The 18,861-nt window shown below is 45.2% G+C and carries 20 protein-coding genes; 4 read left to right on the top strand and 16 right to left on the bottom strand.

The features are described from left to right. Positions 1–103: 103 nt before the first annotated feature. From DV872_RS21580 to DV872_RS21555, 6 genes are read right to left on the bottom strand one after another with little or no spacing between them, the layout of a single operon-like run. Positions 104–637, bottom strand: coding sequence for a VOC family protein (locus DV872_RS21580; RefSeq protein ID WP_114632044.1), 534 nt, complete (start codon positions 635–637; stop codon positions 104–106). Between the two features lie 33 nt (positions 638–670). Then, positions 671–1,474, bottom strand: a complete 804-nt coding sequence (locus DV872_RS21575; protein WP_114632043.1) for a hypothetical protein — start codon at positions 1,472–1,474, stop codon at positions 671–673. 2 nt (positions 1,475–1,476) lie between these two features. Next, positions 1,477–2,484 carry a transketolase family protein gene (locus DV872_RS21570; protein ID WP_114632042.1) on the bottom strand — a complete coding sequence of 336 codons (1,008 nt, stop codon included), beginning with the start codon at positions 2,482–2,484 and terminating at the stop codon, positions 1,477–1,479. Positions 2,485–2,514: 30 nt separating this feature from the next. Next, entirely contained in the window at positions 2,515–3,366 is an 852-nt protein-coding gene (locus DV872_RS21565; RefSeq protein WP_114632041.1) for a transketolase, read from the bottom strand. Between the two features lie 40 nt (positions 3,367–3,406). Next, positions 3,407–4,690 carry an aminotransferase class III-fold pyridoxal phosphate-dependent enzyme gene (locus DV872_RS21560; RefSeq protein WP_114632040.1) on the bottom strand — a complete coding sequence of 428 codons (1,284 nt, stop codon included), beginning with the start codon at positions 4,688–4,690 and terminating at the stop codon, positions 3,407–3,409. Positions 4,691–4,708: 18 nt separating this feature from the next. Beyond that, entirely contained in the window at positions 4,709–5,464 is a 756-nt protein-coding gene (locus tag DV872_RS21555; RefSeq protein WP_114632039.1) for a hypothetical protein, read from the bottom strand. Between the two features lie 205 nt (positions 5,465–5,669). Between DV872_RS21555 and DV872_RS21550 the strand changes: the two genes are divergently transcribed. Then, on the top strand, positions 5,670–6,344 hold the full coding sequence (locus DV872_RS21550) for a TetR/AcrR family transcriptional regulator (protein WP_114632038.1): 675 nt from the start codon (positions 5,670–5,672) through the stop codon (positions 6,342–6,344). Here the strand turns inward: DV872_RS21550 and DV872_RS21545 are convergent. From DV872_RS21545 to DV872_RS21520, 6 genes are all read right to left on the bottom strand, one after another. Further along, positions 6,341–7,948: a methyl-accepting chemotaxis protein gene (locus tag DV872_RS21545; RefSeq protein ID WP_114632037.1), complete on the bottom strand. Its 1,608-nt coding sequence runs from the start codon at positions 7,946–7,948 to the stop codon at positions 6,341–6,343. The two genes, DV872_RS21550 and DV872_RS21545, sit on opposite strands and share 4 nt — an antisense overlap. Positions 7,949–8,193: 245 nt before the next feature. Beyond that, on the bottom strand, positions 8,194–9,069 hold the full coding sequence (locus tag DV872_RS21540; RefSeq protein WP_114632036.1) for an ATP-binding protein: 876 nt from the start codon (positions 9,067–9,069) through the stop codon (positions 8,194–8,196). Continuing rightward, entirely contained in the window at positions 9,069–9,923 is an 855-nt protein-coding gene (locus tag DV872_RS21535; RefSeq protein ID WP_147283235.1) for a P-loop NTPase, read from the bottom strand. The genes DV872_RS21540 and DV872_RS21535 overlap by 1 nt, the downstream gene beginning before the upstream one ends. Positions 9,924–9,926: 3 nt before the next feature. Continuing rightward, a complete protein-coding gene (locus DV872_RS21530) occupies positions 9,927–10,292 on the bottom strand; it encodes a NifB/NifX family molybdenum-iron cluster-binding protein (protein ID WP_114632034.1) in 366 nt (121 codons plus the stop codon). Continuing rightward, complete coding sequence (locus DV872_RS21525; protein ID WP_114632033.1) at positions 10,292–10,543, bottom strand: DUF5320 family protein; 252 nt, start codon at positions 10,541–10,543, stop codon at positions 10,292–10,294. Before DV872_RS21525 ends, DV872_RS21530 begins: the two co-directional genes overlap by 1 nt. Before the next feature lie 116 nt (positions 10,544–10,659). Then, positions 10,660–11,013 (bottom strand): NifB/NifX family molybdenum-iron cluster-binding protein, encoded by a 354-nt coding sequence (locus DV872_RS21520; RefSeq protein WP_158547108.1) that lies wholly within the window; start codon positions 11,011–11,013, stop codon positions 10,660–10,662. Between the two features lie 145 nt (positions 11,014–11,158). Here DV872_RS21520 and DV872_RS21515 point away from each other — a divergent pair, with 145 nt between their 5' ends. Next, positions 11,159–11,455, top strand: a complete 297-nt coding sequence (locus DV872_RS21515) for a DUF134 domain-containing protein (RefSeq protein ID WP_114632031.1) — start codon at positions 11,159–11,161, stop codon at positions 11,453–11,455. On the opposite strand, the gene DV872_RS21510 is transcribed toward DV872_RS21515, so the two are convergent. Continuing rightward, the gene (locus DV872_RS21510; RefSeq protein WP_114632047.1) at positions 11,445–12,425 is read right to left on the bottom strand and encodes a Gfo/Idh/MocA family protein; all 981 of its coding nucleotides are present in this window, start codon (positions 12,423–12,425) and stop codon (positions 11,445–11,447) included. The two genes, DV872_RS21515 and DV872_RS21510, sit on opposite strands and share 11 nt — an antisense overlap. A gap of 164 nt (positions 12,426–12,589) precedes the next feature. Here DV872_RS21510 and DV872_RS21505 point away from each other — a divergent pair, with 164 nt between their 5' ends. Continuing rightward, positions 12,590–13,162, top strand: coding sequence for a manganese efflux pump MntP family protein (locus tag DV872_RS21505; protein WP_114632030.1), 573 nt, complete (start codon positions 12,590–12,592; stop codon positions 13,160–13,162). Here the strand turns inward: DV872_RS21505 and DV872_RS21500 are convergent. Next, on the bottom strand, positions 13,144–14,496 hold the full coding sequence (locus DV872_RS21500) for a chloride channel protein (RefSeq protein WP_114632029.1): 1,353 nt from the start codon (positions 14,494–14,496) through the stop codon (positions 13,144–13,146). The two genes, DV872_RS21505 and DV872_RS21500, sit on opposite strands and share 19 nt — an antisense overlap. Positions 14,497–14,569: 73 nt before the next feature. Then, a complete protein-coding gene (locus DV872_RS21495) occupies positions 14,570–15,721 on the bottom strand; it encodes an ROK family transcriptional regulator (RefSeq protein WP_114632028.1) in 1,152 nt (383 codons plus the stop codon). 191 nt (positions 15,722–15,912) lie between these two features. Between DV872_RS21495 and DV872_RS21490 the strand changes: the two genes are divergently transcribed. Further along, entirely contained in the window at positions 15,913–18,351 is a 2,439-nt protein-coding gene (locus tag DV872_RS21490) for a GH36-type glycosyl hydrolase domain-containing protein (RefSeq protein ID WP_114632027.1), read from the top strand. 6 nt (positions 18,352–18,357) lie between these two features. Here the strand turns inward: DV872_RS21490 and ribH are convergent, their stop codons facing one another. Next, positions 18,358–18,831 (bottom strand): 6,7-dimethyl-8-ribityllumazine synthase, encoded by a 474-nt coding sequence (gene ribH / locus DV872_RS21485; RefSeq protein ID WP_114632026.1) that lies wholly within the window; start codon positions 18,829–18,831, stop codon positions 18,358–18,360. Positions 18,832–18,861 lie beyond the last annotated feature (30 nt).

Here is an 18,861-nt window from a genome sequence, read left to right as displayed (position 1 = left end):
CTGTCCAAACGTTGTAGTATGATGACTCATAGCCGATTTCCTTTTGTTGTATTGTTTTAGTCGACTTAAGAATAAACGGAGATCGGCTTTTATAAAACCCCTTTCAAATTATCTTGGACAGCTGTGAACTATAATAGGATTTATAAGGACCTTTTCTCATCAGGAAACCTGCAAGCTTCCCCAGTCTTCTCATAAGGAAATAATTAAACTTCAGGTCTATCAGCTCAATCAGATTTCCATCGGGATCTCTAAAGAAAAACCACTCATTTCCATCTGTTGTCTGAGGAGGACAGAGAACGTCCACATCATCTCTGGCTGATAATTTTGCATGCCATTTCTTGATATTTTTAGCATCAAGAGTGAAATGAGTGACCCCGGGGGCATTCCAGCGGTGACTGGCTGCTTCAGTCCGGGAAAACTCAAAAATCTCCACTACTCCACCCTTTGGACAGAGAAGAAAACCGAGGCGCACAGAACAGTCCTCCAGTCTATAGAGATCCTTTTTAGCTTCAACTTCCTCTTTTGTAAGCTCACTTACACTAACCAGGGGCATTTTAAATACATCCCAGTACCAGCGAGCGGACTTCTCAATGCTGCTGACTGTTATACCGGCATGACTTAATGACTTAATTCTCATTATACATTCCTTTATTCATAGAACCCTGAGATCCTACTGAATCAGACCACCGACCATAAGCATATGTTCACCCAGCTGAGCTCCATATTCAGGAGCACCCTTCATGGTCAGCTTACCGCTCATGGTAGACTCAATCATGTCATCCGTATCAAGGAGGATTCCCAAAGCACTGGCCACAGAATCAAAGTGCATAGTAAAGAAAGGCATACTCCTGCGGTAAATACCCCGGGAAGCTTTGCTCTTACCAGCCTTAATTCTGATATAGGCTGCCATCTCTTCATCTTCACCCACAGTCCATGCATACACACGGTCGGGACTTTTCTCGGTCCAGGCCTTAACTTTAGGATGTCCCAGCTTATTCAGGGTACTTATCCCCGTCGAGAGGAGATTAAACATACTTTTTACCAGTACTCTCTGATCTTCTTCTGTCTTGGGAGCCTCAGTTGAGGCGAGCAAACCACCCATACCAACAAGTGATTTCATGAAGGGTAAAAATAATCCCTTCCCTTTGATCACACCTTTCATGGCAGGAAATGGAAACTGTTTCCCCTTAAAAAACTGATTCAGATGAGCCCTGGATTTAAAAACCAGCTCCACATTGGGCTTTTCATCACAGAGCCCTCTTTTAACGGTCCATGAACCGTCTTCTATCAGAAAATGAGTTCCATCATCTCCATCATCTGCCATGCATCGGATCTGACAGATACCGCTTTTTCCTTCCCAGACTTTTTTGAGTGATTCCTTTCCTTCCGCTACGGTCTTCAACAGGGGAAGAACGGCATTAAGAAAGACCTGATTGGCAAAATACTCTTCAGTTTGTTTATATTCTTCACTCATGATTAAATCTCATCATTCCAGTCGTCATCTTCTTCGAAATCGGCGCCCATCACTTCCCTGACAGCCGCTATGATTCCATTCACATCATAACCGTAGTGGGCCATCAGATCTTCGTGGAGTCCGATGATGGAGAAGGTATCTGGAACACCCAGGCGTTTGAAGGCACAGGCTTTTCCACTTTCTGCCATAACCTCGGCAACTGCAGAACCCAGACCGCCGATTATATTATGATCTTCAACAGTTATGATTCTTCTTGTTTCATGAACTGCCTTGAGAACAGCCTCTTTATCCAGAGGCTTAATGGTATGCATGTTCAGGACACGGACACTGATGCCGTCGGTAGACATCAGAACCTTAGCCGCCTCACGGGCACTCCAGACAGCAGAGCCACAGGCAATCAAGGTCAGGTCCGTACCCTCATGAAGCTCTACAGCTTTACCGATTTCATAGTCATATTCGGTTGTATCATACACCTGCTGGTCAAAGCCGCGATTGATCCGGATATAGATAGGTCCGGGAGTCTCATATGCAGCCTGAACGGCGTTGGCGGTTTCCATTCCATCTGCCGGGATAATCACCTTACAGTTGGCCATGGACCTCATGATACTGATGTCTTCGGTACAATGGTGGGTTGTTCCCGCCTGGCCGAAGGAGAGACCGCCATGTGTGGCAATCATCTTCACATTCAGGTTTTGGTAACAGATATCTGTATGAACCTGATCCAGGGCTCTCATTGTTGTGAATACCGCAAAAGTAGAGACAAAGGGTACCATGCCGTTCAAGGCCATTCCCGCCGCTGTCCCCATCAGATTTTGCTCGGCAATTCCGACGTTGATAAGTCTTTCTGGATATTTTTCACCCAGAACACCGATTTTTGTCGACTTAGCGAGGTCACTGGTCAAACCTACGACCTCGGGGTGCTGATCTGCCAGATCAACCAGGGTCTTTCCATACAATTCAGCTGTAGACAGCTTGGCTGTATCTTCCATTGTATAATTTAATCCGCCCATTTTTTACTCCTTTATTTAGCCGCTCAGGGTCTAAGCATTCATCCGTTCATCGTGGTAACGGTCTATTTCTTTTTTACAGTGCTCAGCCCGTTCTGCATCAAAACCGGCATAGTGGTATTTATAATTTCCGCTCATAAAATCTACACCGCATCCCTTCAATGTATTCATTATAATGACAGAGGGTTTTTCTGTTTCCTTATGAGCGGCCTCTATGGCATCATAGAGTTCATTCATATCATGACCATTGGCTTCGATCACATTAAAACCAAAGGCTCTCCATTTGTCGGCAAAGGGTTCCAGAGTCATGACATCCTTAGTTTCGCCATCTATCATACAGCGGTTTCTATCAACGATAGCAACGACATTAGTAGCTTTATAATGGGAGATGGCCATGGCTGCTTCCCAGACGGAACCTTCATCACATTCACCGTCACCCATGAGACAGTAGGTCTTGAAATCCTGTTTTTTCAGGCGGGCCGAAAGAGCCAGACCCAGAGAGAGAGGCAATCCGTGACCCAATGAGCCTGTTGAGGCATCCAGACCGGGAACCTTATGCTTATCCAGATGCATACCCAGCAAACTGTGAGTATGATTATATGTTTCCAGCCACTCCTTGGGAAAATAACCCTTGTCTGCCAGAACCGGGGCAAGACCCACACCGATATGACCCTTGCTCAGGATAAATCGGTCTCGATCTTCCCATTCAGGACGCTCAGGATCAATCTTCATTACTTTATGATACAACAGAGTCATCATATCGATGGAACTCAATGCACCGCCGACATGTCCACTGCCGGCCCATACAACTGTATCTATTATCAATTTCCGAAGTTCTCTGGATTTCTGTTCCAGCATCTGGAAATCATCTTTATCTAAAGGCATAAATTACTCCTCTTTCAGGGCTGTTGAATGGCCCGAATTGTTATTTGTTTAGTTTTCCAGGGTTATTTTTGGCCACAATGCTGAAAGCATCGGCCGCCACATTCACGGTGTCATTGATATCATCATCTGTAAGAGAACAGTTGATAAAATGGTTATGATGACTGGTGAAAAAGACACCCCGCCTGGCACATTCAGATGTAAATTCCTGCTGCATCATCAGAGAGTTATCATTGGTCAGTCTCATATAAAACATCGAAGGAATACCGCTGATCTGAAGATTAAGATCTACAGCAGAAGCCGCTTTCACAAGGCCTTCTGTCAGTTTCTTACCCATAGCCATCATCAGATTGGCACCATCCAGTCGTTTAAGCTCGTTGATACAGGCAACTCCTGCGGCCATGGGTGCTGCACTTGACCAGTAACTTCCTGTATAGAACACTTTGGCTGCAGAGTCTTTCAGGGAATCAACTCCTACGACTGCCGAGATGGGATATCCGTTGGCAAGGGCCTTGCAGTAACATGTCAGGTCCGGTTTGAACCCAAAGTATTTTGCCGATCCCCCAAGATCCAGTCTGAATCCACAGCGAACATCATCTATGATCAGCACAATACCGTTATCAGTACAGATCTTGCGGATCTTCTGCCAGTACCCCTCTTCGGGCAGTGTATTATCAGTAAAAACCCGATGATCATAGGGAGTAGCCATAAATGAGGCGATTCTACCGGGATATTGTTTAACCAGGCGTTCAACAGCAGCCACATCGTTCCAGGGAACAATCAGATTATTTCCAACATCCCCTTCGGTTACTCCGGCATGAGTCAATGGCTGTGTCCAGGGAGCAACTCCGTGGTATCCGCCCTCAACCATGATTGCCATATCCCGACCTGTAGCGGCATGAGCAATCATTCTTGCAAAACCAGTGGCATCCCCTCCATTCTTCATAAAGAAAGCCCAGTCGGCCATCTCGATTGTATCTACCAGAAGTTCAGCAAACTCCACCTGTTTCTTTCCGGGAAGAGCCATGCAGTTCCCCATATCGTACTGTTCACGGGCAGCCTGATCTACAACATCATTGTTATAACCAAGAACATTAGGACCGTAGGCACACATGTAATCGATGAACTTATTTCCATCCAGATCCCAGAAATAGGAGTTCTTTGCCCTTTCTGCATACAGAGGATAGGCTGATGTCGGGATAAACTGGGACTGAACAGGTCCAAGATGTCCGGGGATTCCCGCAGGAATAACTTTCAAAGCTCTCTTATAGAGCTCCATAGATTTTTCATAGCTGTTTAAAGCTTCAGTTTCTTTTAATTCTGTCATTTTTTTTTCTCCTCAGTCTCAGCTCAGATACAGTGGGACAAGATCCAGCAGAGGATTCATATTATCCAGCATGGGAATAAATCCGCGCATAGCCATTTCGCCGTTTCCGAGACCTGTATAAGTATCCAATTGTCCGTTAAGAACCCTATGAGCAACATCAAGAGTCTTAAAACTGAGAATGGCCCGGGGATCATCATGATGTCCCTTTGTACAACTGAGTGTCCCATTTTTCACATGAACCTGGACACCAAGGCCATCTTCCACCATGACTTGCAATACACCATCAGGCATATGATGAGCGCTCATACGTCCCATTCTGTCATAATTTCCGATTTCAGCCAGAGCAAAAAATGCTGCATAGGCTGTCATTTCTGTATTCATCTTGAAATACTCAGGATCTTTTAACAGATCCCCCTCAGGACGTAGATAGTAATTAAGTTTATCTGCGAGTTTCATAAAAGGGCCGGTGAGGAATCCTATTTTTGTAAATCCCTTGAGAGGGATAGGATTACCCGTTCCATCAATCATCTTATTGAAGTGATCAGGGGATGTGAAAAACAAGAGAATAGTGCTTCTATGCTTCCCCTCTTTCATCTCGGCTTTGCCGTCTTTAAAACTCAGGTTTCCGCTGGGTCCATTCTTTACATTGAACTGAATGGACAGATTCTTTCCTTTTACCAGTTCTGCACATTCACTGTCATTCTCCACCAGGTATTCAATACCTCTTAAAACAGCAAAGAGATTACATCTGGCTTTGACTTTTGAATCAGTCATTTATTCCTCCTGTACTTATTGTTCACACCTTTTCAATAAGAGTGCGAGCGCTCGCTCTCTTTTTATGATACAATAGATCTGAAATAACGCAAGGCCTTTTTATCCTCCAGGTCAAGTCAAGTCATAGCTCTTGTGTTTTATCCCCGAATTTGCAAGAATTCCGGTGATAATGGATGACTATCCAATATTTTTGTAAGGAATAAAGATGAAGAAAACCGGTGAAACAGGTTTAAACGAACATTACCATAAGAAAACATTTGAAAATATAGCTCCGGAAAAACGGGAAAGAATATTAAATATTGCCATAACTGAGTTTGCTGCAAAGGGTTACAATGCGGCCAGTATCAATACCATAGCCAAAAATGCGGGGATCAGCATCGGAGGGATGTACAGGTATTTTGACTCCAAAGAAGCCCTGATCATGACCGTTCTGGACTGGGGATATGCTCTGCTGGAGAAGGCTCTCAGTGAAATAGTTGAGATGGAAGGTGACATCTTCGTATGTATTGAGGCCCTGCTGAGAACAAGTATGGATTATTCCAGAAAATACAAAGAGATTAATCAGATTTATCTGGATGTTTCAACCGAAGGACTCAGTGCCCTGGCCAACAAAATATCTCTTAAGATGGAAGGAATTACTGCAAAGCTGTACAGAGAATACCTGGATGAGGCAAAAGAAAAGGGAATTATCCGAAATGAGGTTCATCCAGGCATAATATCCTTCTGCCTGGACAACCTGATCATGATGGTTCAGTTCTCTTCTTCCAGTGCCTACTACAGAGAAAGACTCAAAGTCTATGCCGGCACAGACATCGCCGATGATGACGATGCCCTGATCGCCGGAATCATGGATTTTATCAGAAACGGGCTGGCGATCTAAATCTGCTCGAGATTTCTGTTCAGATCTTTCATAGACCCGGTAGTCTTCTGTCCCAGTTCCTTCACTTGCTCGATGCTGCTGATTATGCCCAGGAAGGACGTTAGAGTCCGATCGATCTTCTCCTGGCTGCTTCCGGACATCTCAGAGATTCTTCCTACTTCCTCGTCATTTGATGTAATTTTTTCTTTAAGCTCAGTAACCATCTCTCCAGTCTCTACAGAAATATCCCGAAGGGAACTTACAGCTGTATTGACCTCATGGGTCCCGTTGGCAATCTCCTGAAGGCTGTCAATTATCTCACTGATGATTTTTGCGAAGTCATCCACATCTGTACGAATTTTTTCAATAAGAGTGCCTACCTCACTGTTTTGTACACTGGCGGTTCGGATATTTTCATTTGATGTTTCTATTGTTCTTTTTATCCGTTCGGTATTTTCATTTGTCGTTACAGAGAGCTTTCTAATTTCATCGGCGACTACCGAAAAGCCCTTTCCGGCATCCCCTGCATGAGCTGCTTCGATAGCGGCATTCATTGCAAGAAGATTGGTCTTTGCAGCAACATCCTCAATAATGCTTATTACATCCATAACCTCATTGCCGGTTTTTTCGATGTTTCCCATGGCCTGTTTCATCTGTCTCATCATACCCCGGCTGTTATCGGCAAGATTTACCAGATTTTCTATATTGGATTTTTTACTTTCGGAGACACGGGAGATATTAACGATAGACGCTGACATTTCCTCTATCGACGAAGCAGACTCTGTGATGGCGGAACTCTGATCCTTATTGGAGGCATCCAGTTTCTCTGCCACATCCAGGGCGGCCTCAGAGTTGCGGCTGTAATTGTCTACAGTATTTGAAAGGGAAAAGATCCCCTCCTGAACTTCCGAAATATCGATTCTCATATCATTAACCGCATCCAGAGTTGTGTTGGATGTTTCCTCCAGTGTGTCTCCAATCAACATGGAGCTCTGGGACTGGACCACCAGTTTCCGAACCTTCTGATAACGCTGTTCACTGCTTTCTGCTTCAGAAAGTGTCATGGACAGGAGATTTTTTGAATCCCGGAATTGTACAATAATGATTAATCCTACCCCCATGGCCATGATTAAAAGAGTGCTCAGATCTATAAGGGTCATTCTCTCGGCTTCTTCCATGAGGGGGTCCATCAGAAAAAGGTAACTGGACAGTATGGGAGTGAGAACAATGAGACTGGCCATAAAGTACAACCGCCAGGACTTTGTTGTTGTAAGCAGAATATCCATAAGAAAGAAGGTTCCTGTTATAGTAAAAAAGGCAACATCATATATCCTATCGGTTGCAAAAAGAAGCAGGACTGTATGGGTGATAGCCAGAGACAGGAAATGCAGATTTTCTGAGACCGATAGCTTTCCCCTGATGACCATAATTATGGCCGCGCCGTTGGCAATGGCCAGAAATATGATTGTGATAAGAATGGGGATATATATATATACAATCGGCAGTATCAATATTAACAGTCCGAGGATCAGACATTCCAGAAAAAAAAGCCGTTTTACTCTCAGTTTCCTTGATAGAGGATCATTTTCAAATTTCTTCAGGATTTTTGGTAACTTGACAGTCATATATCTGTTCCTTAATGGTTTTTAAATAAGTGAGCGTGTGCTCGCATATTCAGATATAATAATTCAGCTATTGCAGACAGGCAAGACATTTATAAATTGAAATAGAAAAAATAGTCATTTCTCTAATATTGTATCAGATACCACTCTTCAGGCCCCAACCACTCCGCAGGCCCCAACCACTCCGCAGGCCCCAACCGCGGTAGTAGAATCACTTATCCCCTGAAGGAACAGGGCATTAAATACTTTTACTGAATCTCAGAAGGATTAAGCTTTTTAATCAAATCCTCCCATCCCAGATCCCGAAAAAACTCTTTTTCAGCCAGTGAAGGGATCTGTTTATCCGAGAGAGCCTCAATTATCTCTTTTCGAAACGGAATTTTCAGGGTTACGGGTATATCATTTTCAGCGGCAAAGGCCTCAATATCGCTGCATACTTTTTCAGACAAATCCGATTTATTAATGATGATAAAAACCTCGGGATTAAAACGTAAAATCATGGTGTAAACACGCTTTAAATCGTGCAGTCCGGAGAGTGTAGGTTCGGTTACGATACAGACTGAATCGGCTCCGGTTACAGATGAAATTACAGAACAGCCGATTCCGGGAGGTCCATCAATCAGGATGCGGGATTTACCTGTCTCTTCGGCAACAGTCATAGCATTTTTACGAACCTGAGACACAAGACGTCCTGAAGTCTCTTCCCCCGGTATAAGCCTGGCATGAACCATGGTGCCATAGGGAGTTTCGGATTCAAACAATGATCCTACTGGGACATCTTTCATCGTCATGGCTCCCGTAGGACAGACATGAACACACACAGCACATCCTTCACAGGACGGTGTAATTACAGAAAAATCATCCCTGATAGCCCCGAAACGGCAATATTCAAGACATTGACCGCAACTGCTGCACAAATCTTGATTGAATACAGCTCTTTTCATACCGTAAAAGAGTTCTTCCTTCTTCCTTTCAGGCTCAAGAAGGATAGAGAGATTAGGAGCATCTACATCACAGTCTGCAAAGACAGTATCCTTCATAAAAGGGATAAGAGAGGCCGTGACTGAAGTCTTCCCAGTACCGCCTTTTCCGGAAATAATTACTGTTTCTTTTATTTTATTCATCAGACAGAAACTCCTGCTTCAGCAGTAATCCGGATCATACTATCCAGGATTTTTAAAAATTCACCCTTTACATCAGATGGGATATTATCAAGCATTTCACCAACAGCATAATACCTGGCGAGGTCCATACTGAAGGGGATTTCTCCCAGGATTTCAAGCCCTTCCTGTGTGCAGTAATTATATACTTCCCGATCTCCGATTCCCGATTTATTAATAACTACAGCCATTGGCAGAGACATTGAATGGAGCATTTCTACAACCATTTTCATATCACTTAGGGCAAAGGGTGTTGGTTCTGTCACAATGACTGCCAGGTCACAATCTTTAATGGCAGCCACAGTCGTACATGCCGTACCCGGTGGACTGTCAATTATTTCGATTCCCTCAGAGGGTGCCAGACTCTGAACCTTCTTTACTACAGGGACACCTGTAAATTCCCCGACATTCATTCTTCCTGTTAAAACAGGATTTCCATAGGCCGATGTTCCCTTCATGACTTTGCCTACAGTTCTTTCACCGTATGTAATAGCTCCCGTAGGGCAGATCAGAGCACAGCCCCCACAGCTGTGACAGATCTCTTTCATGGAGATAGTCATGGCCGCTCCGGCAATCAAGGCATTAAACTGACAGAATGCTGCACATTTCCTGCAGTGAGTGCACTTGTCATTATCAATAACAGGGTAGGAAACATTGACGGGGATCTCTTCCTCCCATTCAGGTTTAAGAAAAAGATCTCCATTGGGTTCCTCCACATCCAGATCCATATACAGAGCCTTGGGATACAGACTGGCCAGATGAGTGGAAACGGTTGTTTTACCGGTTCCGCCCTTTCCACTGAGGATTGCTACTTTCATCAATCAGGCCCGGTGCATCCCGGCAACGGATGCCTTGTGCTGCTCTTCCAGACGGTGATTTTCCCAGGCATCAATTACATTTATACCTGTGATCTGTTCACCCTGTCTGAAAACTGGAATGTTCATTGCAAGAAGGGCATCCATGGCCTGAGGACCGACTTCCGGAGCAATAAGGACTCCGGCACCATGGTTAACCAGCTGCTGAACAGCCTGAGCACCGGCACCGCCTGCAACTTTTTTCGCTGTGTTTGTCTCTGAAACAAAGCTTCGCTTCTCGGTGTCAAAAAATACGAAATTTGAACAGCGTCCGAAACGGCTGTCCAGTTCTGCGTCCAGATCTTGTCCTGTACTGCATAGTGCTACAATCATTATTTATTTCCTTTTAAGGCCTGGATTTCTGCTTCAAGTGCTTCAATTCGCATCATCAGAGCAGATTCTGCCTGCATTCCCTGTACTGCCATACCTCGACCCATGCCTCGACCCATGCCGTTTCCCCGGCCCATTCCACGTCCGGCAAATCCGGCATTCGTTGTATTAGAAAGGGAATCTTTATTACAGTTTCCCATACCACGACCTGTTAAGGGTCCTGAGTTCTGAGGTCCCATTCCATTTTTGTTCATAAAAGTTCTCCTGATTTTTAAAGAGTTCTTACACTCTGCAAAGGCTTATTTGAAGCCTTTGTGCCTGATGACCCAAGGCCTGTAGGCCCGGGGTCAGTCAGACAGACCGTATTAAATCAGTCGTGATTGTGATCACAGACTGAACCTGTGGATTCCAGATTTCCATCCACATAAAACTTCAGGGCTTCCTCAATACTGCCTTTAGCACCAAGGATGACATCAATTCCGTTGTCCTTGAAAATCTTTACAGCCATTCCACCCATTCCACCAGTGATGATGGCAGTGGCTCCCTGGCTCTTTACGAATTCAGGAATAACACCGGGCGCATGAGCAGGGGGAACAACATATTCTGTATTCACCACTTTGCTGTCTTTTACTATTGCGAATGCGAATTCCTTTGCATGTCCAAAATGTTCTTCCACACTTACTCTGTCGTTTGTAGGAAATGCTACTTTCATATCTTTAGCCATAATTGCCTCCATAATTCCCCATGTGCATATGCACTTTGGGCATATGCACAAGATACCACTATGTAAAACAGAAGGCAAGAGCTGGAATAGAAAAATTCGAAAAGAATGGTTAACTTTCAAGGGAGAATGGATTATAATATTTCTAATGCCGAGACGATACAAACAAAGAAACTGCCGCAACCTTGATTCAAGAAGGAATTTTAAGCCCTCAGGGATACCATCCCGGGAACTTGAAACAGTTGAGCTTAACCTGGATGAGTTTGAAGCAATAAGGCTTTGCGACTACGATGGTTTCAACCAGATTGAAGCTTCTGAGTCAATGGGAGTTTCCAGAGCTACTGTTCAGAGACTGCTTCAGTCAGGGAGAAAAAAAGTAGTGGATGTTCTGTTAAATACTAAAGAACTTCTGATCCATCAGGACCAGGATGAGTCTAGCGAGTAAAACTGTCAAGGATCTCCATACAGGCGATTCCCTCATCCATAGAACAGGGATTGTCCCCTGCTCCCAGGAAGTAATCGACAGCCGACTGAATCATAGGCTGCTGTATATTCACAGGATTTGTAAAATTAAGTACTTTCTCACTGCCTTTACGGAAAAAACTGAGTTTCTCTCCGAAAAATGAAAATGTCAGCTTTCCCTCAGAACCGTAGATTTCACAACAGTCCAGACAATGATCTTCATGATCTATAGTGAATGACCACAATCCCTCAAAGGGAATACCCGATTCAAAAAGTATACGGCCGGCGACATAGTCATCCGAAGCAGTCAGCTTTGATCGGTTCAGAGAACAACCCGAAGATTCTTTCACATCACCGAAATAGTGAAGCATCAGATCTATCTGATGGGGAGCAATATCTGTGAACAGGCCACCCCCCGAAACAGCAGGATTCTCCCGCCAGTTATCATCTGTAATTGTCAAAAAGGAAGCGTCCCTTCTTTGTAGTACCCTGATCTGAACAAACTGTATATCTCCGATTTCTCCTGCATCGAGAATCTTCTTAACTGTTTTGAATGAATCAAGTCCTCGGCGATAATGAGCCACAACAAGTTTCTTTCCTGACTTGTCGAGAACAGGCTTTATCAGCCTTGCTTCATCAGCTGTAAGACAGACAGGTTTTTCGAGATATACATGCTTTCCTGCTTCAAGGGCTTTAACAGCCAGTTCCCTGTGAGACGAGGGAGGGGTCGCAATATAGACCGCATTGATATCATCACGGGCAAGAATTTCCTCAACTGAACTGTACCAGGAGGAGACTCCATGCCTCCTTGCAAAATCTTCGGCTTTATCAGGATTTCTTCTCATAACAGCCAGCAGTTCTGAACCGGTCACCTTATTAAATGCGGGTCCGCTCTTTACTTCGGCCACATCTCCGGCACCGATGATACCCCAGGATATTCTATTTTCATTCATAAATTTTATTATAAACATTATTCAAATCAGATGTATATAGATTTCATTACTAAAACCCCATACTTCAGTATGGCCGATTTGCGTCCAGGCTCCCGGCTTCTTGCATCGAAGAGCTCCAGACTGTAAAATGGCCGACAGACAGATAATATACGGAGAGTGATCTTTTGAATCTGATTACATTAATTATAACAGCTTTTGCTCTATCGGCAGATGCCTTTGCCGCCTCCCTCTCCTGCGGCTGTACCATGGATGATTTCAGACACAGACACTGCCTGATCACAGCAGCCCTGTTCGGACTTTTTCAGGCTCTTATGCCTATTGCAGGGTGGCTGGGAGCCTCTCTTTTCAGAGGATCATGGCTGGATATAAATGGACACTGGGTATCCCTTGCCCTCCTCTTACTTATCGGTGGAAAGATGATATGGGAAAGCCTCCATCCAAATGGAGAATGCCCTGATCCCGATGAGACTTTCCGATTGAAGAATCTACTGCTTCTGGCTGTAGCCACCAGCATTGATGCCCTTGCCGTTGGTGTGAGTCTCGCCTTTCTCGGCTCTTCAATTCTATTTGAAGCCCTGGTTATCGGAGTGATTACATTTGCCGTATCCTACATGGGAGTCCATGTGGGTCATAAATTAAGTCATCTGTTTGGAGAAAGAATGGAAACCGTCGGTGGAATCATTCTTATACTGATCGGAGTCAGCATAGCATTAGAGCATTACGGCATTATGGGCTGATCTTCCAGCTTCTCTTCCCGCTCCTCAAGAGCCATATCATAGAGTGTATGATTCTGATTCACCATATATCCCACAACTGCAGCAAGGCCTGCAGGCAGGCTGTAATAGAGGCCGAATAACTCGACAACAATAATCGCAGCAGCAATGGGAGTATTCATAATGCTGGCAAAATATCCGGCAAAACCTGCAGCAAGAAGAGCAAAATATTCTGGAGAACCCGGAATTATATGAAAAAGATCGGCAAAGCAGGCACCCAGGAGCATACCCATCATAACCGCAGGTCCCGTAAATCCGGCGCTCATCCCGGAACCCACAGTAAATATATTCCCCAGTCCCTTAATCAGAATCAAAATAAAAAGGACCCCAAACATGGGGAGCCCCGGAGGCAGGAATCCTCTCAGGATATCAGGATTAAATATCATCAATGCATCTGTTATCTGAAACCCCTTACCCAGAAGATAGGGATTGGCAATAATCAGCAGTGATGAGACAGCCGATCCGGCTATCAGAAATGAGGTCTGCTTCAGTGGGGAGAGAATCGTATCACGTTGAAAAAGCTTTGAGACTCCTGTATAAGTGAGAATAAATGCCTTCCCCGAAAATCCGGCAGAAACAGTTACAATAAGAATCTCAAGAAGTAGAATTATCTCCATATGCACCTGATTGGCGCGGATCACAAGAATAGGATCAAAACCGAAATATTTCGCAATATAAACTGATACGGAACTTGCGAGAATTGCCGGAAAAAGCTGCCTGTAGCGCATATTGGTTTTGAGGATTATCTCCACAGCAAAGATACCCGCACCGATGGGACTGTGCATGAGAGCCCCTACGGCTGCGGCCATTCCGCAGATTGGAAAGAGTAACTGCAGAGCCGGATCAATTGTCCGCCGCCCCCCGATTCGTCCCGCGACACGCCCGATGAACGACATAAAACCGGCACTCATACGGCCGACAGGTCCCAGGAATCCTCCGTTTCCATAAGTTCCCAAAGTAATGAGGGCTGCCATAAATTTAAAAACAGTCTCCCTTAAGGAGAGAATGCCACCCCGCTTCCTGACTCCTTCCAGGTATGAAGGAATTCCCTCTCCCATTGAAGAGGGAACGATGGAGTACACAAAAAATCCTACCGGGACTGCTCCGATTATGGGCCATACCCAGAGAGGGATTGCATGAACAGATGCCAATGCCGCGGTTATCCTGTGATAGAGGAAAAGAAATCCCTGCACCGTTACATTGGCGACAACAGCAGAAACTATTGCAATCAATGACCAGAGCATCAGGTTGTAAAATGAACTGTTTTTCTTGAAGATAGAAGCAATAAACGTAGTCATATATGAAGATTCCTATCGGCAGGAGGAGGGATAAAATTTACTTATAGAATCCATCTGAAAAACTGCTATGATTTCAGACAGTCAGTTGGGACTGAATGAATTCCCAGCCCTTGGCAGCCGGCTTTTCAACATCGGGAAGTCCGAAAACCTGCTCCAGATAATAACCACAGGCACCGTGTGCAACAGTAAAATCACCCTTTGATGAAAACTCTATCTGACAGTTTACATGGTCATCATAAGGCCATGAATCATCAATACACTCTCCCAGAATTTTTTTAACATCCTCACTGTACTGCTGAAGTACGCCACCGATAACAATTCGGCTCAGATTCAGTGTATTCACAAGAAAGGCGATATTCCGTCCTATCTCAGTAACAGTTCTTAAAACCTGATGCTTATCATGCCAGAGGAGTCCCAGCTCCTCCGGGTCCTGTGAGAACTGACCGTTATGGCCCATCTCCCGCAGGGCAGAGGTGAACTCACCCGCAGAATAATCTTTCCCGTAGTGTACCTGCCCTCGCAAAACCAGGCCTATTCCCACAGAGAGACTGGGATGACCGGGCTTATGAATATCCCGGTCTCTGAATTCCGAAAGAAGAAAGAGACTGTTCTCCTCACGCCCCGACAGCTGGCCTGCCAGATCTCCCCAGCAGCAGCAGTTTGCATCATTCTCGACCATAACAGGAATACCGGCTATCTCCGAAGCGATAACAGAAAAGGATAAGGGTTCTTCAATACCAAAAGACATGGAGTGGTGGATAATTCCCTCATCTGCATTTACAACCCCCGACACACCGAGAGCTATTCCGCTAACCTGGAACTCCTTGATAAAAGACCGGAGCTCATCAATGGAGTGCCTGAACTGATCCAGAATAGAGGATTCCCCTTCCTTGAGCCTGTTGGCCCGGGTAAAGACAACTTCGCCTCTGGCATTACAGATCACTGCTCTGTAAAACTCGGTCTGAATCTCCAATCCCATGATATAGCAGAAGTCCTGACGGATTCCCAGAGCAACAGGCCGCCGTCCGCCGAGGGGAGAAGAATCTCCTTCTCTGATCTCTTCGGCGATTCCCTGATCCAGAAGAATCTGAACATTCTTTGTTACAGTTGATTTATTAAGTCCCAATTCACGGCACATATCCGCTCTGGAACAGCCGCGATTCAGCCATATACTGCGAAGAACACGGGACATATTGATGTTGTTAATGTGATTCTGTGTAGCCATAATACTAATATTGATTGTAGAAGCAGTAGGCCTTGCTGTCAATTTGCCTCTATTGAGCTTGACTTTCCCCGGTCCTCATGTAATTATCGTTGGTATGTTTGAGACTCAAACATACCAACGATATAAACTTCCGGGCCCTCATAAAATGAAAGTTTTCACCCCCCTCCCGGAACCTATAAGGAGAAAACCCGATGAAATACGGTTTTTTTGACGATCACAACAGAGAATATGTCATAAATGAAGCGGCTACCCCCTACCCCTGGATCAACTATCTTGGAAGTCATAACTTTTTTTCCCTGGTTTCAAATACAGCCGGAGGATACAGTTTTTACAGAGATGCACGTCTAAGAAGACTGACCCGCTACCGTTATAACAATGTCCCAGTGGATACAGGCGGACGTTATTTTTATATCAACGATGGAGAATCCGTCTGGAATCCCGGCTGGAAACCCAGCAAAACCGAACTGGACAGCTATGAGTGCCGTCACGGTCTGGGCTACTCCAGAATAACCGGTTCAAAAAACGGACTGGAAACAGAGACGACCTTTCTTGTACCTATTGATGAGAGCAATCTGGAGATGCAGAAAGTTGTAATCCGGAATAAAGGAACAGAAGATAAAACTTTTCAGCTCTACTCCTTTATGGAATTCTGTCTCTGGAATGCCTGGGACGACCAGACAAACTTTCAGAGAAACTTCAGTACCGGTGAAGTTGAAGTTCATGGAGCTTCGATTTATCACAAGACAGAGTATAGAGAGAGAAGAGATCACTACGCCTGGTACCACGCCAGTGAAACTCCCCAGGGCTTCGACACAGACAGAGAGACCTTTACGGGTCTCTATAACAGCTATGAGGCTCCCCAGCAGGTCATGAAGGGTACCAGCGGAGATTCAATGGCCTCCGGATGGTCCCCTGTTGCCTCACACCGTTTTGATATTACCCTGAAGGCGGGAGAGGAGAAGGCTCTGGTATTTCTCCTTGGTTACACCGAAGTTGATCCCGAAGATAAATGGGAATCTCCCGGAAAGATAAACAGAAAACCCGCCGAAAAAGAGCAGACAAAATATGGAACAGTTAGGGCTTTTGATGAAGCACTGGCTGAACTTAAGACTCACTGGCAGGAACTTCTCTCCCGTTTTACCGTTTCCACACCCGATGAAAAAGTAAACAGAATGGTAAATATCTGGAATCAGTATCAGTGTACAGTCACCTACAACATGGCCCGCTCCGCCTCCTATTTTGAATCAGGAATCGGAAGGGGTATCGGGTTCAGAGACACAAGTCAGGATATGCTCGGCTGTGTTCACCAGTTCCCGGAAAGAGTAAAAATCAGACTCCTTGATGTTGCATCCACACAGTTCTCTGACGGAAGCGCCTATCACCAGTTTCAGCCCCTCACAAAAAAGGGTAATGCAGATGTGGGTGGAGACTTCAATGATGATCCCCTGTGGCTTATCATGGGAATCAGCCGTTATATAAAAGAGACCGGAGATTTCTCCATTCTCCATGAGAAAGTAGCCTTTGATGATATTCCCGATGTACCCGAAACCATTGCCACCCACCTGGAGCGCTCCTTCAGTTTTACACAGAATAACCTTGGTCCCCACGGACTGCCCCTGATCGGCAGAGCCGACTGGAACGATTGTCTGAATCTGAACTGCTTCTCCACGAACCCCGATGACTCCTTCCAGACAACCACAAACAAGAAGGGTGATACAGCCGAATCATTGATGATTGCCGGTATGTTCTCCTACATCGGTAAGGAATATGCCGAACTCCTGGAAACAATGGGAAAAAAAGATAAAGCCGCTGGAGCCCTATCCGCTGTTAAAAAGATGGACAAGGCTGTAGAAAAAGCCGGCTGGGACGGAGAGTGGTACCTGAGAGCCTATGATGCCCTTGGTAATAAAATTGGAAGCAAAGAGTGTGAAGACGGTCAGATATTTATCGAGAGTCAGGGATTCTGTTCCATGGCCCGTATCGGTGAGAACAAGGGATGGCCCAGAAAAGCTCTAGATTCTGTTGAGGAGAAACTGGCTACAGATCACGGAATCATGATCCTCCAGCCTGCCTATAAGGAATATCATGTAGAGCTGGGTGAAGTATCCTCCTATCCCCCCGGATACAAGGAAAATGCTGGCATTTTCTGCCATAACAACCCCTGGGTCATGATCGGTGAAGCCATGGAAGGTAACGGAAATAAGGTATTTGACTACTACAGTAGAATCTGTCCTGCATTCAGGGAAGATATCAGTGATGTTCACAGAACAGAACCCTATGTCTACTCTCAGATGATTGCCGGAAGGGATGCGGTAAACCACGGTGAAGCCAAGAACTCATGGCTCACAGGTACTGCCAGCTGGAATTTTGTTGTTGTCAGTCAGTGGATACTGGGAATACGTCCTCAGCTTAAGGGTCTGGAAGTAAATCCCTGTATCCCTTCAGACTGGCCTGAGTTCAGAGCATCCAGAACCTTCAGAGGAAACTGCTACAATATTATTGTACGCAACCCTGAAGGTCTGAGCTCCGGAGTAAAATCTATCACAGTCAACGGAGAGAAGATCGACGGAAACATCCTGCCCCTTAAAGAAGCTAAGGAAGAATGGGACGTCGTTGTCACCCTGGGTTGAGAAATCTTACTGATTAAAACTATTACGGAGGTCTGCCATTTCCAATGCTGTTATGGCGGCCTCCCAGCCTTTATTACCTGCCTTACTGCCGGCTCTCTCAAGGGCCTGCTCCAGGGTATCGCAGGTAAGAACTCCAAAACTGACGGGAATGGATGATTCCAGTGATACTGAAGCAACTCCCTTGGAAACTTCAGAACTCACATAGTCAAAATGAGGAGTCCCCCCTCTGATTACCGCTCCCAGGCAGATCACGGCATTCGGCTTTTCGGCTGCTGCCCATGAGGCTGCCAGAGGAATTTCAAAAGCTCCGGGGACACGTATTATCTTTATCTCTGATTCATTCACTCCATGCCGATAAAGGCAGTCTTTCGCACCCTCTTCCAGCCTGGACGTAATGATGTCATTGAAACGGCTCACCACAAGGGTGAAGCTATACCCATCTCCTCTAAGTTGTCCTTCTCGAACTCTGTTATCTTTCATTGTCTGATTCTCCTATTTATTTCTTATCTC

This window comes from Oceanispirochaeta sp. M1, assembly GCF_003346715.1.
In the GTDB taxonomy this organism is placed as follows: domain Bacteria; phylum Spirochaetota; class Spirochaetia; order DSM-2461; family DSM-2461; genus Oceanispirochaeta.
Note: the sequence above shows the minus strand (reverse complement) of the source record. Positions and strands in the feature narration are given on the sequence as shown.